Annotated in this window: 14 protein-coding genes; 11 read left to right on the forward strand and 3 right to left on the reverse strand. The window is 58.5% G+C overall.

Going from position 1 to position 14,270, the window contains the following annotated elements:
- Positions 1 to 22 precede the first annotated feature (22 nt).
- From RCI06_RS03005 to RCI06_RS03015, 3 genes are all read right to left on the reverse strand, one after another.
- A complete protein-coding gene (locus tag RCI06_RS03005) occupies positions 23 to 1,012 on the reverse strand; it encodes a sensor histidine kinase KdpD (RefSeq protein ID WP_306574113.1) in 990 nt (329 codons plus the stop codon).
- Positions 999 to 1,685, reverse strand: coding sequence for a response regulator transcription factor (locus RCI06_RS03010; RefSeq protein WP_306574115.1), 687 nt, complete (start codon positions 1,683 to 1,685; stop codon positions 999 to 1,001). Before RCI06_RS03010 ends, RCI06_RS03005 begins: the two co-directional genes overlap by 14 nt.
- Before the next feature lie 154 nt (positions 1,686 to 1,839).
- The gene (locus RCI06_RS03015; protein WP_306574117.1) at positions 1,840 to 2,856 is read right to left on the reverse strand and encodes an AraC family transcriptional regulator; all 1,017 of its coding nucleotides are present in this window, start codon (positions 2,854 to 2,856) and stop codon (positions 1,840 to 1,842) included.
- A gap of 374 nt (positions 2,857 to 3,230) precedes the next feature.
- On the opposite strand from RCI06_RS03015, the gene RCI06_RS03020 reads away from it, so the two are divergent.
- The 11 genes from RCI06_RS03020 (at position 3,231) to RCI06_RS03070 (ending at position 14,268) form a co-directional block, all read left to right on the forward strand.
- Positions 3,231 to 4,133 (forward strand): dihydrodipicolinate synthase family protein, encoded by a 903-nt coding sequence (locus RCI06_RS03020; RefSeq protein ID WP_306574119.1) that lies wholly within the window; start codon positions 3,231 to 3,233, stop codon positions 4,131 to 4,133.
- Positions 4,134 to 4,219: 86 nt separating this feature from the next.
- Positions 4,220 to 5,101, forward strand: coding sequence for a branched-chain amino acid ABC transporter permease (locus RCI06_RS03025; protein ID WP_306574122.1), 882 nt, complete (start codon positions 4,220 to 4,222; stop codon positions 5,099 to 5,101).
- A 9-nt stretch (positions 5,102 to 5,110) separates the two neighbouring features.
- Positions 5,111 to 6,103 carry a branched-chain amino acid ABC transporter permease gene (locus RCI06_RS03030; RefSeq protein ID WP_306574123.1) on the forward strand — a complete coding sequence of 331 codons (993 nt, stop codon included), beginning with the start codon at positions 5,111 to 5,113 and terminating at the stop codon, positions 6,101 to 6,103.
- Complete coding sequence (locus RCI06_RS03035) at positions 6,096 to 6,872, forward strand: ABC transporter ATP-binding protein (protein WP_306574126.1); 777 nt, start codon at positions 6,096 to 6,098, stop codon at positions 6,870 to 6,872. The genes RCI06_RS03030 and RCI06_RS03035 overlap by 8 nt, the downstream gene beginning before the upstream one ends.
- Positions 6,865 to 7,569: an ABC transporter ATP-binding protein gene (locus tag RCI06_RS03040; RefSeq protein WP_306574127.1), complete on the forward strand. Its 705-nt coding sequence runs from the start codon at positions 6,865 to 6,867 to the stop codon at positions 7,567 to 7,569. Before RCI06_RS03035 ends, RCI06_RS03040 begins: the two co-directional genes overlap by 8 nt.
- Positions 7,570 to 7,649: 80 nt before the next feature.
- Positions 7,650 to 8,855 (forward strand): ABC transporter substrate-binding protein, encoded by a 1,206-nt coding sequence (locus tag RCI06_RS03045; protein WP_306574129.1) that lies wholly within the window; start codon positions 7,650 to 7,652, stop codon positions 8,853 to 8,855.
- A gap of 73 nt (positions 8,856 to 8,928) precedes the next feature.
- Complete coding sequence (locus RCI06_RS03050; protein WP_306574131.1) at positions 8,929 to 9,936, forward strand: proline racemase family protein; 1,008 nt, start codon at positions 8,929 to 8,931, stop codon at positions 9,934 to 9,936.
- A complete protein-coding gene (locus RCI06_RS03055; RefSeq protein ID WP_306574134.1) occupies positions 9,929 to 11,101 on the forward strand; it encodes an ROK family protein in 1,173 nt (390 codons plus the stop codon). Before RCI06_RS03050 ends, RCI06_RS03055 begins: the two co-directional genes overlap by 8 nt.
- 23 nt (positions 11,102 to 11,124) lie before the next feature.
- Positions 11,125 to 12,015, forward strand: a complete 891-nt coding sequence (locus tag RCI06_RS03060) for a 6-phosphogluconolactonase (RefSeq protein ID WP_306574137.1) — start codon at positions 11,125 to 11,127, stop codon at positions 12,013 to 12,015.
- Entirely contained in the window at positions 12,015 to 13,097 is a 1,083-nt protein-coding gene (locus tag RCI06_RS03065) for a PfkB family carbohydrate kinase (protein ID WP_306574140.1), read from the forward strand. The genes RCI06_RS03060 and RCI06_RS03065 overlap by 1 nt, the downstream gene beginning before the upstream one ends.
- The gene (locus RCI06_RS03070; protein WP_306574142.1) at positions 13,081 to 14,268 is read left to right on the forward strand and encodes an FAD-binding oxidoreductase; all 1,188 of its coding nucleotides are present in this window, start codon (positions 13,081 to 13,083) and stop codon (positions 14,266 to 14,268) included. The genes RCI06_RS03065 and RCI06_RS03070 overlap by 17 nt, the downstream gene beginning before the upstream one ends.
- Positions 14,269 to 14,270 lie beyond the last annotated feature (2 nt).

Here is a 14,270-nt window from a genome sequence, read left to right on the forward strand (position 1 = left end):
TGACTTTCGGGTGAGAGATCCGTCACTTTGGAAAACGGATCGAAAAGACCGCGCCCCCCTGCGGATGGTTCCCGGCGGTCACCGTCCCGCCCTGCCGCGTGATGATCGTCTTGCAGAGGGCCAGCCCGATCCCGCAGCCCGCGGCGTTTGTGCCTTTCCCGCGGTAAAACCTGTCGAAGAGGCGGGGCAGCTCCTCCCGCTCGAAGCCCGCGCCGCTGTCGTGGATGACGATTCCGGCATACAGGGGGTTATCCTCGCAGACGACCTCGATCTTCCCGTGGTCGCCCGCGCTTTCCATGCAGTTTTTGAGGATGTTCCGGAGCGCTTCCGAAAGCCACCCGGCGTCGCCCCCAATTTCGATCCCTTCCGGCGCGTCGACCCGCAGGGAGACGTCATGCAGCTCCATGGGGATTTGGAGCGGACGGAGCGCGGCGTCGACAAGGCTAGCCACGTCGACCTGTTCGCTTTGAAAAACCACGATGCCCGCGTCCAGCCGGGACAGTTTGAGCAGGGAGGTGAGCAGCCAGTCCATCTGTGTAAGCAGCTCCTCCGCTTCCCGCAGCAGCGCCTTGCGTTCGCCCGCGTCCGGCTGGTTCGCCAACAGGGAGAGCACCAGGTTCACGGATGTGAGCGGGGTACGGAGCTGGTGGGCGATGTCCGCCAGCGAATCGGCAAGGTGCGCCTTCTCCTGCTTCAGCGCGTCGTTCTGCTCCCGGAGCCGCAGCGTCATTTTCGTGACCTCGCTTTGCAGGATCGACAGCTCGCCCTCGTCCAATCCGCCGATGAAGATCCGGTCGGCATGGTGGAGCACGAGATCGATCTGCTCTGAGACCTCCGCGATTTTTTGATAGCGGGCGCGGGTAAACGCGTAGAACGCCGCTCCAAAGACCGCGGAAGAGAGGAGGGAGAGGATTCCGGCCGCCGGGCGGATAAGAAAGCCGATCACGGCGGCCGTCACGGCGACCGCGGCAAACAAAACAGCGAACCGCCGAACCTCCCTATTCCGAAACATGGCTGCCTCCCAGGCGGTATCCCGTCCCGCGGACGGTCAGGATGATCCGCGGGTTGGCGGGGTCGTCCTCGATCTTTTCGCGCAGGCGCTTGATGTAGACGGTCAGGGTGTTATCGTTGACGAACTCGCCGGCGGCGTCCCACAGCTCGTCCAGCAGGCGGTCCCGCGTGAGGATGCTTTGGGGGTTGTTGACAAACACCAGCAGCAGGCGGTATTCCAGCGCGGATAGGAAAATTTCCCGACCCTCTTTTTTCACGACGCCGCTGGACGGGTCGACCCGGAGCCCGCACACATTGAACGCGGCGGGGGAGCGCCCGGTTTTCCGCAGGGCCGTTTTGATCCGCGCGACCAGTTCGCGCGGGCGGAACGGCTTGGTGATATAGTCGTCCGCGCCCATGTTCAGCCCGGTGACCACGCTCGCCTCATCCCCGGAGGCCGTCAGAAAGATGACGGGGATCTCCCGCGCCGCCTTGATCTCCGTGTAAACCGTGAAACCGTTCCCGTCGGGCAGGGAAATATCGATGAGCGCCAGGTCGAACGGGTCCCCGGAGAGCGCGGTGAGGGCTTCCTCACGCGTGGGAGCGTGGATGACCGAAAAGCCCTCCGAGCGGAGCAAAAGCGTCAGGTTTTTTGCGATCGCCCGGTCGTCCTCGACCAGAAAAATGTTCGGCATGGGTTATCCTCCTGTCTGCGCCCGGCAGTAGTGTCATGTTCATTATGCGGCATCGGTATTGGAAAGTCAAAGCGTATCCTGCATTTTCCTGTTTGTTCCGTCAAAAAGAGAACCGCGAAACCGGATGGTTTCACGGTTCTCTTTCCAATCTTGTTTACAGTCTTTTCGGATTGATGAAAAGGCGGCGGTATTTTGCCGGAGACATTGCGTAATAGCTGACAAATGCGTTATAGAAGGCGGAGACGCTGTTAAACCCGCAGTCATAGACAATTTGGAGGATGCTCTGGTCCGAATTCACCAAAAGGGCTGCGGATTTTTCAATCCGCTGGATGTTGATGTATCTTTTGCAGGACATGCCCAGCCTGCATTTGAAATAGTGCGAAAAATAGTTGCTGTTCAATCCAATGTGTACGGCGACGTCATGTACGCCGATATCCTCTGTAAAATGTTCTCTGATATAGTCCACGGCATGCAGAAGGGTTGTGCCTGAATTTGAAAATATTTCCATACGACCTTCACGGAACAGTTTTTGGACGAACAGCAGAGAGAGGTCCACTGCCCGGTTGTGAATGAACGCGTCGTATCCTTTATCCTGCTTTTCATAGATGTCAAGAATATCTTTGAGCACCGACTGCATGCTTTGCCAGTAGTAATCAGAGGCCGGTATATACAGGGAGGGGAAGGAGTGGCTGTACAGCACCTTCAGATAGGGAAGAAACTGCGTGCAGTAATTGTTCAGCAGCAGCATGTGCGGATAGTAGGCGATACTGGTGCAAACCGTTTTGTCCTCCGCCATCCAAGTATGCGGGATGTTGGAGTTGATCAGCAGAATGTCCTTTTCTGAGAGGACGACCGCCTTCCCGTTTATGATATAGGCGATTCTGCCCGAGACATTTTGCACGATCTGGCAGTGGTCGTGTACATGGAATTCATATTGTTCGGGCAGGGGAGCGCTCCAGCTTTCTCCGAGCGCAGCATGATCTGGGGCGTGCAGCAGCCGATCCAGATCGGATTTCTCCCAGTTCACCTTGCTCAGATACCTTCCAGGGTAATTCTCCTGTGCAATGTCACAACTGTGGAAGGTGCTGGCGACCGGGGACTGTGTGACGGCCGCCTTAAAAGGGGCATCGTCGTTATAGAAGAGCTTTTGCTGGATCAGCCTGTTCTGCATCATAACCGTTCTCCCGCATTTTCACGCCGAATCTATTACCACCTGTTCCTGATTCCAGTATAGCACGGGGGATGCGGGTGTTTCAACCATAGGCTGAAATAACAAATCAAAAATTTGTGAATTGGATGATCTGATACAAAATTGGAGGAAAAATTTAATCTTTTGTCCAAATAAAGGGTTTTATAAAGATTTCCGCTATTTTCCAAAATGTGTTTGGCCAATTAAAGAAACGCCAAGATAAAATTGAATTCCAATATTTCAGGAAAAAAAACAAACGGAACAACAAGAAACCGAAAAGATAGCGTGTTATGCTAGTCTCACAAAATAAATTAAACTTTATTAAGTAATTCTATTACTTTTAGGAGGTCATCAATATGATTGAAAAACTGAAAACGGTCATCCCTGCACTGGTAACTCCGCTTAAGGAGGACGGCTCCTTTGACGCGGAGGGCATGAAACGGCTCGTCGGATATGTTCAGGGAAAGGGGCTGACGCACCTTTTTGTTCTGGGATATGCCGGAGAGTGCCTCTCCTTTGACCGGGAGATGAGAAAGGCGGCCATCCGTACGGTGCGTGAATCTTCCGCACCCGGCACGGTCATCATCGCGGGAGTCATGGACGACAGCACCGAGCTGATCACCGCGCACATCCGGGACGCAAAGGAAAGCGGCGCGGACATCGCACTTACGACCCCGACCAATTTTTACCACCTCACGACGGAGGAGCAAAAGGGCCTATTCCTGCGCCTCGCGGACCAGAGCCCGCTTCCCATCCTCATTTACAACTGCCCGGAAAATCAGCACTACATCGAGCCCGACTGCATGAACGCGCTGGCTGCGCACCCCAACATCATCGCGCTCAAGGAGACTTCCAACGTTGATAAGATGCAGCGTATGCTGCTGGGACTCGACCAGAAGAACGACTTCCTGGTGATGTCCGGCGAGGAGTTCATCTATTATCCCTCGCTGGCGCTGGGGGTGGAGGGCTTCATTATGGGAGGCCCCGGCAACATGATCCCGACCCAATGCTTACAGATCCGGGAGGATTTCCTGGCGGGCAGGCAGGATGCGGCCCGGGACGGCTATATGAGGATGATCAGCTTCCTGTACGACCTCTATTTTTCGCTGCCCTATCCCTCGCTGACCCCCCAAATCAAGGCGGTCCTCGAACTCTTCGGCATTTGCGGCCGCTGGATGGCGCATCCGATGACCAGCGTTTCCGACGGGGATATGGAAAAGATCAGGGAAATCCTAAAAAAGCACGGCGTCGAGAAATAGGGGCGGCATGACTGAATACCGCTCCCGGCCGAACGAAAAAGCCACCAACCGGAACCGACTACCGCAAGGATAAGGAAGTGAATGCTTTGCTGGTTCAAATCCTGATCAACGGTCTAAGCGTTGGCAGCGTCTACGCGTTGATCGCCATTGGCTACAACCTGGTTTACGGCATCTTGGAACAGTTGAATTTCGCCCACGGAGATGTGTATACAGTCGGCTGCTTTATCACCTTTTCGGGTCTGCTCGCGGGCATCAACCCTTTTCTCTGCATTCTTCTGGGTATGGCGGCAGGCTGCCTCATCAACCTTGGGGTCGAGCGGTTCGCCTACCGCCCCCTGCGTAAAAAGGGCGCGAACCGCATTGCCCCAACCATTTCCGCCGTGGGCATTGCCTACATCATGCGCAATGTCGTACAGCTGGTATGGGGCCCCCAGACGTTTATGTTCGATCTGGGCATCTTCCAGAAAAAGAACTTTGTCGTCGGCGATACGATTATTGGGACGCTGCAGATCTATATCCTGCTGATCGCGATCCTGCTGATGCTGGCCATCACGCTTGTGCTGAAAAAGACCAGGATCGGCCAGGCGATTACCGCGATCTCCCAGAGCATTCCCACCGCCGCCATGATGGGCATCAAGGTGAACCGCATCATTGCGCTGGTGTACGGCCTCGGCGCGGCGCTGGGCGTCGTGGGCGGGCTGCTCTTCTGCAGCTACTACGAATTCATCTACATGGGCATCGGCTTCATGTTTGGCACGATGAAGGCGTGGCAGGCGACGATCATCGGCGGGATCGGGGGCCTCAAGGGCGCTGTCATCGGCGCGATCGTCATGGGACTCAGCGAAACGTTCATCTCGGCCTACATATCCTCGGCCTACAAGGACGCAGTCGTCTGGGCGATCTTCATTGTGTTCATCCTCATCCGTCCCAAAGGGATGTTCCCGGCGCAGATAGCCGAGAAAGTGTAGGTGTCAGGAATGAAAACTGTAAAAGGCCATCCTCTGAAGGGCTTTCTGCTGGCCGCCTGCTGCGTCTGCCTGCTTCTGCTCCCACTCGTGGTGACCAACTCCTATATGTTGAAGGTCGTCAACAATGTGATGCTCTATTCCATTGTCGCGCTGTCGATCAACCTGATCGTCGGATTCTGCGGGCTGCTCGATTTCGGTCGGTCGGCCTTCGTGGGCCTGGGTACCTACTTCCTGGCGATTACGCTGACACGGTTTGCAAGGGTCCCGTTTTTCGCCGCGTTTCTCGGCGCGGGGCTCTTTGCCGCCGCAGTTGGCTGGCTGCTCGGACTCCTCTGCCAGAAAACGGCGTTCGATTACCTGACGCTCATCACACTGGGCGTCAACGAGATCGTGCGGATCATCTTTTTGAACTGGCAGCTGGTCACGGGCGGCGGCATCGGCATCATGGGTGTGCCGTCCCCCAGCCTTTTTGGGTTCCAGTTCAATACCCACACCCGGTTTTATTATTTCGCCCTCGCCCTGCTCGCGGCCTGTTACCTTCTGATCTTCCGGATCACCCGCTCCCACTATGGGCGCGCCTTTGAGGCCATCCGGGACGACGGGATTGCAGCCGCCTACTCGGCCGTCAACGTGCCCAAATTCAAGGCGCTCTGCTTTTCGCTGGCCTCCTTTTTTACCGGGATCGCGGGCGCGGCTATGGTGAGCTACACCAACTACGCCTCCCCCTACAACTTCACCATCGACGAATCGCTCATCATGATGCAGATGGCGATCCTGGGCGGGCTGGGCAGCCTGCCGGGCTGCATTTTAGGCGCGGCCATCCTGATCATCGCGCCAGAGGTCTCGCGCACGGTGTACGACTATCGCCTGCTCATCATGGGTGTTCTGATGGTGGTGCTCATGTTCTTTGCGCCCAACGGGATTCTCGGCAAGAACGGAATCGGCGAAAAAGTTGTCGGGTTTTCCGGGCTCCGGAGGAAGGCGGGTGAAAAGGATGGCTGAAATCATGCGGATCGAAGGGCTGTCCAAATCTTTCGCCGGGCTCAAGGCGCTGGACAACATCAGCCTGACTATCCATGACGACGAGGTCTTTGGGATCATCGGGCCGAACGGGGCGGGGAAGACGACGCTCTTCAACACGATCACCGGCTTCGACACCCCCACGGCGGGCCGGGTGATCTTCAACGGGGAAGATCTGACGGGGCAGAACACGACGGCCTTCTGCCTCAAGGGGATCGCGCGGACCTTCCAGAATATCCGGGTGTTCGGGGAAATGAGCGTACTGAAGAACACCATGGTCGGCATGCACAAGAATATGCGCTCCAACCTGGCCGACATCCTGCTTCACACCCGCAGGAACCGGGAGGAGGAGAAGCGGTCGGTGGAGCGGTCGATGGAGATTCTCGATTTTCTGGGGATCGCGGGGGACGCGCACAGCATGGCGAGCAGCCTCCCTTATGGCAAGCAGAGGAAGGTGGAGATCGCCCGTGCGCTGGCCAGCGATCCGAAGCTGCTGCTGCTCGACGAACCGACGGCCGGCATGAACCCGCAGGAGACGTTTGAGCTCATGGAGCTGATCGCGGACATCCACAGGCAGGGCCCGGCGGTTCTCGTGATCGAGCACAACATCAAATTCATGATGGACCTCTCCCACAGGATCGCGGTCTTGAATTTCGGCGAACTGCTGGCGGTGGGCTCCCCCGAAAGCATCCAGAGGAACACCGCCGTGATCGAGGCCTACCTTGGCAGGGAGGAGGAGAGCAATGCTTGAAATCAAAAACCTCGATGTTAAGTACGGCCAGATATCCGCGCTGAAGGGGATCTCCATGACGGTGGAGACAGGAAAGCTGACGACGATCATCGGTGCGAACGGATCGGGCAAATCCACCCTGCTCAAAACGATCTCCGGTTTGATGCAGCCGGCTTCCGGAGAGATCATCTTTCTGGGGAAGGAGATCACCCGGCTGCCGAGCGACGAAATCGTCAAGCGGGGAATCTCCCAGTGCCCCGAGGGCCGGAAGGTGCTCCCGCGTCAGACGGTATATGAAAATCTTAAAATCGGCGCGTATACGAGGCGGGACAACGAGGTGGAAAAGGACATCGAGCGCTACTACGAGTGGTTCCCCATCCTCAGGGAGCGCAGGAATCAGAAGGCGGGTTTTCTCTCAGGTGGGGAACAGCAGATGCTGGTGATCTGCCGTGCGCTGATGTCGCGGCCCAAGCTGCTGATGCTGGACGAGCCCTCCATGGGTCTCGCGCCGCTGATCGTACAGGAGGTGTTCGAGATCATCAAAAGGGTGAAGGAGGACGGGACGACGATCCTGCTGATCGAGCAGAACGCCCGGCAGGCGCTCAAGGTGGCGGATATGGGGTATATCATTGAGATCGGGAAGGTTACGATCTCTGACAGAGCAGAAAACCTGCTGAAAAGCGAGGCGGTCAAAAAAGCGTATCTGGGAGGTGCATAGCGGCGGGAATGGAGTGCGTATGCACGGACCGCCGTGCGGGGCGGAAACGACGGTACACCTGAGAATAAAGGAGGATAAAAATGAAAAAGAGTTTGCTTCGGGCGCTGTCCGTATTGATGGTTTTGGCGGTTTTTCTGGTATTTACGGCCTGTGGTTCCAACCCGGCGGCGCCTGCGTCCTCGGCACCCGCCGCGCCGGCGGCCTCGGCGGATGACGCCGCGGTACCCTCGGAAGAGAGCGGCGGGACGATCCGTTTTGCGGTGAGCAGCCCCCTGACCGGCGACATGGCGGAACAGGGCTTCCAGGAGGTGAACGGCGCCCAGATGGCGGTCGATAAGATCAACGCCGCGGGCGGCGTCAACGGGAAACTGCTCGAGCTGGTCGCCATGGACGACATGGGCAATCCCAACCAGGCGACGATCGTCGCGGAAAAGATCGTCGCGGACGACTCGATCGAATTTGTGCTCGCCCCCATCTTTTCCGGCTGCACCATGGCGGCGATGCCGACCTATGTCAAGGAGAACATCTCCGTGTTCGGCCCCGGCAACAGCCGCACCGACCTGACCGAACAGGGCTGGAGCAACTACGCGCGCCTCTGCCCGGCGGATCTCCACGCGATCATGGCCATGGTCGACTACGCCGCCGCCGAGGGTTATGAGCGGCCCTTCATCTTCTACCAGAACGGCGCGAACGAAGTGAGCGCGTTTGAGATCATGACCGACTATCTCAAGAGTGAGCACGGGATCGACGTGGCGGGAAGCTCGACTTTCGCGCCAGACACCGACCGCGACTTCTCTTCGCACATCGCGCAGATGAAGGCGGCCGACGCGGACATCGTGCTGATGTCCTGCGAGTATTCGCCCGCGGCGCTGCTGGCCAAGCAGTTGGACAACGCCGGCGTCAAGGTCGCGCTACTTGGACTCGGCGGCGTGTCCAACCCCGCGCTGATCGAGCTGGCGGGGGATTCGGCGGAGGGAATCATGTGCACCAGCGCCTTCGACCCCACGAACCCGGACGAAGGGGTGCAGAATTTTGTCAAGGAATATTCCGAAAAGTTCAGCATCAACCCTAACGACGTGGCCGCCTGGTCCTACGAGACGATCAACGCCATCGCGCAGGCCTATGAAGGAGGCGCGACAAAGGATAATCTGATGGATTGGATGCGGGAGAATACGGATTACACCGGCCCAACCGGCGGCATCAAGTTCGATGATAAGGGAGAGAATGTAAAGGCCAAGACCTACATACTCAAGGTGATTGACGGCGTTTATACGCTGATCGGATAACCGGATTACACACGCGGCACGGCACCGCGGCAAAACCGCCGCGGCGCCGTGACCCCGGAAATGGGAGGATACTATGGAGATTCGCCGTACCCTGCAGACCGTTGACACACATACGGTCGGCGCCCCGACAAGGCATGTCGTGGGAGGGATCCCCGCGGTTCCCGGCGGGACAATGATGGAAAAGATGCTCTACATGAAGGAACATCATGACTGGATCAGGCGGTTCGTGACCTTTGAGCCCCGCGGCAGCCGGGTGGCGGCCGCAACGTTGTTGACCGCGCCCTGCACACCGGGGACGGACGTGGGCGTGCTCTATTTCGAGCCAAACGGCTGGCTTCCCATGTGCGGGCACGACACCATCGGCATGGGTACTTTGCTCGTGGAAACGGGCATGATCAAGGTAGAGGAGCCTTATACATACGCGAAGCTCGACACACCCGCGGGCGTCGTCAGCCTGAAAATCCATGTGGTGAACGGGAAAGCGGTCGAGGTCAGCTTTACGAACGCGCCGGCCTTTGTAGCACTTGAGGACGGGATCGTCAGGACAAAGGAATACGGGGACATCCGTTTCAGCGTCAGTTACGGCGGCAATTTCTACGCGATCATCCCCGTAAGCGCGGTCGATCTGGACATCTGCCCCGAAAACTACCACGCGTTGATTGCGGCAGGAGATATTATCAAGCCCTACATCAACGAGCAGTTCACCGTGGTGCACCCCGAAAATGAAAACATCCGGGGCGTGAGCCACATCGAATTCACCGGACCGGCAAAATCCCCGGATGCCCATTCCCAAAACGCGGTGGTCTGCACACCCGGCGGCATCGACCGCTCCCCCTGTGGAACCGGCACATGCGCCCGGAGCGCGCTTCTCTTTCAAAAGGGCGAGATCAAACTCGGGGAGCCATTCATCCACGAGAGCATCATCGGCAGCCGGTACAGCTGCCAGGTCGTAGATACGGCCACGGTCGGCTCTCTGCCGGCGGTGATTCCGGAGGTGACGGGTAAGAGCTACATCATGGGGATGTCCACCTTGATGCTGGACCCGGACGACCCGTTCGCAGAGGGATTTTTGCTTGGATAATCATATGGATTACGTGCGGGGCGTGACCCGCGGCGGAAAGCCGGGGCTATTAAAGGAGATCAACAAGATATTGATCTTGGAGCTGCTGCGCAGCGAGGGACCGCTGTCGCGGGCGCAGCTCACGCGCAGGCTTGACCTGAGCTTCCCATGTGTTTCGGCAAACGTGAAGAGCCTGTTACAGGCAAACATCATCACGGAGGTCGGTTCGGGCGAAAACGTCCTGGGGCGGAAATCCACGCTGCTCAAGTATAATGACACGCGCGGGTATGTCCTGGGCGTTAACCTGGGGCGCTCCAAAACCTCCACGCTGGTGGCCGACCTGTCGGGGCATCCCCTTGGGCGGTACACGACCAGGCCCTACTCCGGTCTTTCGGCAAAACAGCTGATGGGGGAAGTCACCGCGGCGGTCGACACCCTGCTGGAGGAGGTGTCTCTTAGGAAGGGGGACCTGCTCTGCGCGGCGATGGGGATTCCCGGGATCATCGACGCGAGATGCGGGACGGTTCGCCTCGCCCCCTTCGTAGACGGCTGGGAGGAAGTCGACCCGGCCGAGACGATGAGGCAGGCCCTCGGGATGCCGGTGCTGATCGAGAACAACATCAACATGGGCGCGATCGGGGAAAAATGGCGCGGTGCAGCGCAGGGCTACAACAACATTCTCTATATGGATATCGGCGTCGGCATCGGCAGCGCTGCCATCCTGAACAACGAGCTCTACTACGGTACCAACGGCGCGGCGGGGGAGATCGGCTATTCGGTGGCGAACGCTGGCCGAATGCGCAAAAAATACAGCGATGAGGGATTGCTCGAACAGATGATCGGGGAGGAGTGCGCACGGGTGCCCGGAACGGACGGCTCGATGCAGAAGCTCTTCCAGCTCTGCGAGGAAGGCGGACGGGCGGCACGGCGGGCGGTTGGGCGGATCCTGCGCTACTACGCCAGCGCCATGATCAACTCAATCTGCGTCGTGGACCCAGAAATCGTGATCGTTTCCGGTGGCACGGGCGGCAAGCTCATGGAGTCCTACCGTGAGGAACTGCTGGAGATCATCGGGGCGCACGTGCCCTATCTGCCGCGGGTCACTGCCTCCCTGCTCGGGAAGGACGCGAACCTGTTCGGGGCCATCAGTCTGGCCCTGCAGGAAGTGTACAAAACGGTGATGTAACGCTTAAAAACGAGGAGAATACGATGAACAACCAAAAACTGTACGAATGGTGCCGGATCAAAAAAGAGGATCTGCCTAAGCATCCAGGCAGGCGGGTGCCGCTGAGACTTGTGACCGATTCGGCCGAAATGGGCGAGGTGATGGCGCGAGACTTCATCGAGGAGATCGAAAGGGCGGGAAAGGAGGGAGGCGTGTTTCGCGCTATCGTCCCCTGCGGCCCCAATTGTTGGTACGAGCCCTTCGTGCGCCAGGTGAACCTGCGCAGGATTTCCCTGCGGCACATGGTGGTTTTTCATATGGATGAATGTCTCGATTGGCAGGGGCGCGAACTGCCTGAAACGCATCCGTACAACTTCGCGGCGTTCATGAAAAAGCATTTTTACGAGGGGATCGACCCGGAGTTGGAGGTCCTGCCGGAGAATCGTGTGTTCCTGTCGCCGAAAAACATGTATGAGGTCGCCGATAGGATCGCGGAGGTGCCCATCGATTACACGCTCGGCGGCTGGGGTCAGGATGGGCACATCGCCTACAACCAGTCGCGCCGGGAACCGTACAGCCAGGTCGGTCTGGACGAATTGCGCAGCGCGACCGTCCGCATCCAGTACAACAACCCGGACACCGTGATCGCACTGGCGCACCGGGTGCTGGGAGTAGCCTACCAGTTCGCGCCGCCCATGTCGGTGACGCTCGGCGTCAAAGAATGCCTGTCGGCCAAAAAGGTGCGGCTCTACAGCGATACGGGCGCATGGAAGCAGACGGCCCTCCGCGTGGCGCTTTTCTCCGAACCGACGCCGGAATATCCCATCACGTTGCTGCAGGAGCATCCGGACGCGCTGCTGACCGCCACTGAGGAGACGGCAGAGCATCCGATCAGCCTGCATCCAGAGTGGGATTTCCCGGGGGTATCCAAATGATGGCCTCCCGGTTTCGGACGATTGTGGGAACGGGCGGCGTGGGGACAGGGCTAGTTTTCCGTTCCGGCAGCAACCGCACGCTGGGCCGCAACGAATCGAGGCTTGCCAGCCTGACGGACGTCAGGGACTACTGCAAACTTCACATCGTGTTCCACTATCTTGGGAAAATGCTTTCCCCTGCCGCAAAGATCGTCGCGGCGTCCATCGTGGGAGAGGACGAGGCAGGAGATAGCTGCATTGCGATGATGGAGCGGGCGGGCATCCACACCGGCTGCATCAAACGGTCGGATTCGGCGCCGACCATGCAGAGCATGTGCCTGATCTATCCCGATAACGCCGGATGCAACGTGACGGCGGAGAACAGCGCCTGCAATCAGGTGGACACGACATATATCGAACGGGTGTTTGCCGGCCTCGATCTGCGGGAACCGTTCGCGGCCGTAGCACTGCCGGAGGTGCCGTTTGAGGCCAGGCAGCTGCTTTTAAAGCTGGGACGGGAAGCGGGCGGCTTCTGCGTCACGACGGTCCCCAGCGCGGACGCGCAGCGGTTTATCCGCGAGGGGGGCTTCTCCTTCTGCGACCTGCTGGCGATCAATATCGACGAGGCGGCGGCGCTCTGTGGGGTGGAGGGAATCCCTACGGTTGAAGCGGGTAGGCGCTGCCTGGAGAAGCTGGCGCGCAAATGGCCCGAAACAAAAATCTGGATGACGCTTGGCAAGCTGGGCAGCCTTACGGCGGAGGAAGGACGCATCCAATGGCAGGAGGCGCTGTCCGTCCCGGAAATCCGCAGCACAGCGGGAGCGGGAGACGCCGGGCTAGCGGGAATTCTATGCGGGCTCAGTCTCGGCCTGCCCTTCTGCAAGCAGGGAGACGAGGTGCGATGGGCGGAAACGCCGCTGGGAAGCGCGGTGGAGATGGGAATTCTTTTTTCGGGAATTTCGATTGAATCCGCAGACAGCATCGCAGCACAGCTGGATTGGCGGTACCTGTACGAACGGATTTCCGCGGAACAGTGGGAGATGGAGCCGTTGTTTCAAGAAATAGTAACTGAGGGAGCAAAGCAGCATGAAATTCGGGTATGACACGATCATTGTCGGCGGCGGGGTCATCGGCGTTTCCATTGCGTACTTCCTGACGAAAAGCGGGCAAAGGGTGGCCGTGCTGGAGCGGAACACTCTGGCGTCCGGTTCCTCGGGCAAGTGTGACGGCGACGTGCAGAATGTGGACAGCAAGCCCGGATTGGCCACCGCCTTTTCCGGCGCGAGCATGGCGATGTTTCCCGGCGTGGTCCGGGATCTGGATTGCGATGTGAAATACGAGGTGAGCGGCAGCCTCTTCGTCTTTGAGACGGACGCGGAGGCTCAGGCAGGCAAGAAGCTGGTCCTGGAAAAGCGGGCGCTGGGCATCGAGCTGAAACAGCTGGATACCTACGAAGCGCACCAGCTGGAGCCGAACCTGGCGGAGGACATCGTCGGTGGAATCCACACAATGAGCGACGCACAGGTCGATCCGATGCTTTTGACCTTCGCCCTGGCGGAAAAGGCGAGACAGCGTGGAGCTGAGATTTTCCCCTTCCATGAGGTGTCAGAGATCGTAAGGCAGCAGGGAGGCTTTGTGGTAAAGGCCGCGGAGGACGCCTTCCGGGCGGCGAACGTCGTGATCGCCGCGGGTGTGTGGTCGCCCTTCATCGGCAGGCTGGTCGGGCTGGATATCCCAATAAAGCCCCGGCAGGGACAGCTGCTTGTGAGCGAGAACGTATCAGACGTCGTTCGCTATCCCACGACCGAGTTCGGATATATCATGGCCAAGTACGCGGGGAGCGAATATCGGCGCAGCGTACCGGAAGCAGTGGAGAAAAATGGCATTGCAATGCTGGTAGAGCCGCGCCACGGGAGAAACCTGCTGATCGGAAGCAGCAGACGGTTCGCCGGATACGACGTACAAAACGACTATCAGGTGATCCGTGAGATGGCGCGGCGCACCTGTCGGTTTTTCCCCGTCCTGCGCGACATCAACATGATCCGTTCCTATGCGGGGCTGCGTCCCTATACGGCGGACCAGATGCCTTTCCTATCCCGGACGGGAACGGAGGGGCTGTATGTGGCGGCGGGGCATGAAGGTGCAGGCATCACGCTGAGTCTGGCAACCGGAAAATTCATGGACGACCTGATCTGCGGCAAACCGGTCGATTTTGAGGAAAACCTGTTTTCTCTCGACCGGTTTGCACAGAGTGGGCAAAAGGACGGGAGGTGACG

Source organism: Anaerotruncus massiliensis (ex Togo et al. 2026) (assembly GCF_030825285.1).
GTDB classification, from domain to species: domain Bacteria; phylum Bacillota; class Clostridia; order Oscillospirales; family Ruminococcaceae; genus Anaerotruncus; species Anaerotruncus massiliensis.

Excerpts from the sequence above, each read along its gene's own strand:
- RCI06_RS03015 (WP_306574117.1), bottom strand. The coding sequence starts at position 2,856 with ATGCAGAACAGGCTGATCCAGCAAAAGCTCTTCTATAACGACGATGCC.
- RCI06_RS03070 (WP_306574142.1), top strand. The coding sequence starts at position 13,081 with ATGAAATTCGGGTATGACACGATCATTGTCGGCGGCGGGGTCATCGGC.
- RCI06_RS03030 (WP_306574123.1), top strand. The coding sequence starts at position 5,111 with ATGAAAACTGTAAAAGGCCATCCTCTGAAGGGCTTTCTGCTGGCCGCC.
- RCI06_RS03045 (WP_306574129.1), top strand. The coding sequence starts at position 7,650 with ATGAAAAAGAGTTTGCTTCGGGCGCTGTCCGTATTGATGGTTTTGGCG.
- RCI06_RS03060 (WP_306574137.1), top strand. The coding sequence starts at position 11,125 with ATGAACAACCAAAAACTGTACGAATGGTGCCGGATCAAAAAAGAGGAT.
- RCI06_RS03035 (WP_306574126.1), top strand. The coding sequence starts at position 6,096 with ATGGCTGAAATCATGCGGATCGAAGGGCTGTCCAAATCTTTCGCCGGG.
- RCI06_RS03065 (WP_306574140.1), top strand. The coding sequence starts at position 12,015 with ATGGCCTCCCGGTTTCGGACGATTGTGGGAACGGGCGGCGTGGGGACA.
- RCI06_RS03005 (WP_306574113.1), bottom strand. The coding sequence starts at position 1,012 with ATGTTTCGGAATAGGGAGGTTCGGCGGTTCGCTGTTTTGTTTGCCGCG.
- RCI06_RS03050 (WP_306574131.1), top strand. The coding sequence starts at position 8,929 with ATGGAGATTCGCCGTACCCTGCAGACCGTTGACACACATACGGTCGGC.
- RCI06_RS03040 (WP_306574127.1), top strand. The coding sequence starts at position 6,865 with ATGCTTGAAATCAAAAACCTCGATGTTAAGTACGGCCAGATATCCGCG.
- RCI06_RS03020 (WP_306574119.1), top strand. The coding sequence starts at position 3,231 with ATGATTGAAAAACTGAAAACGGTCATCCCTGCACTGGTAACTCCGCTT.
- RCI06_RS03010 (WP_306574115.1), bottom strand. The coding sequence starts at position 1,685 with ATGCCGAACATTTTTCTGGTCGAGGACGACCGGGCGATCGCAAAAAAC.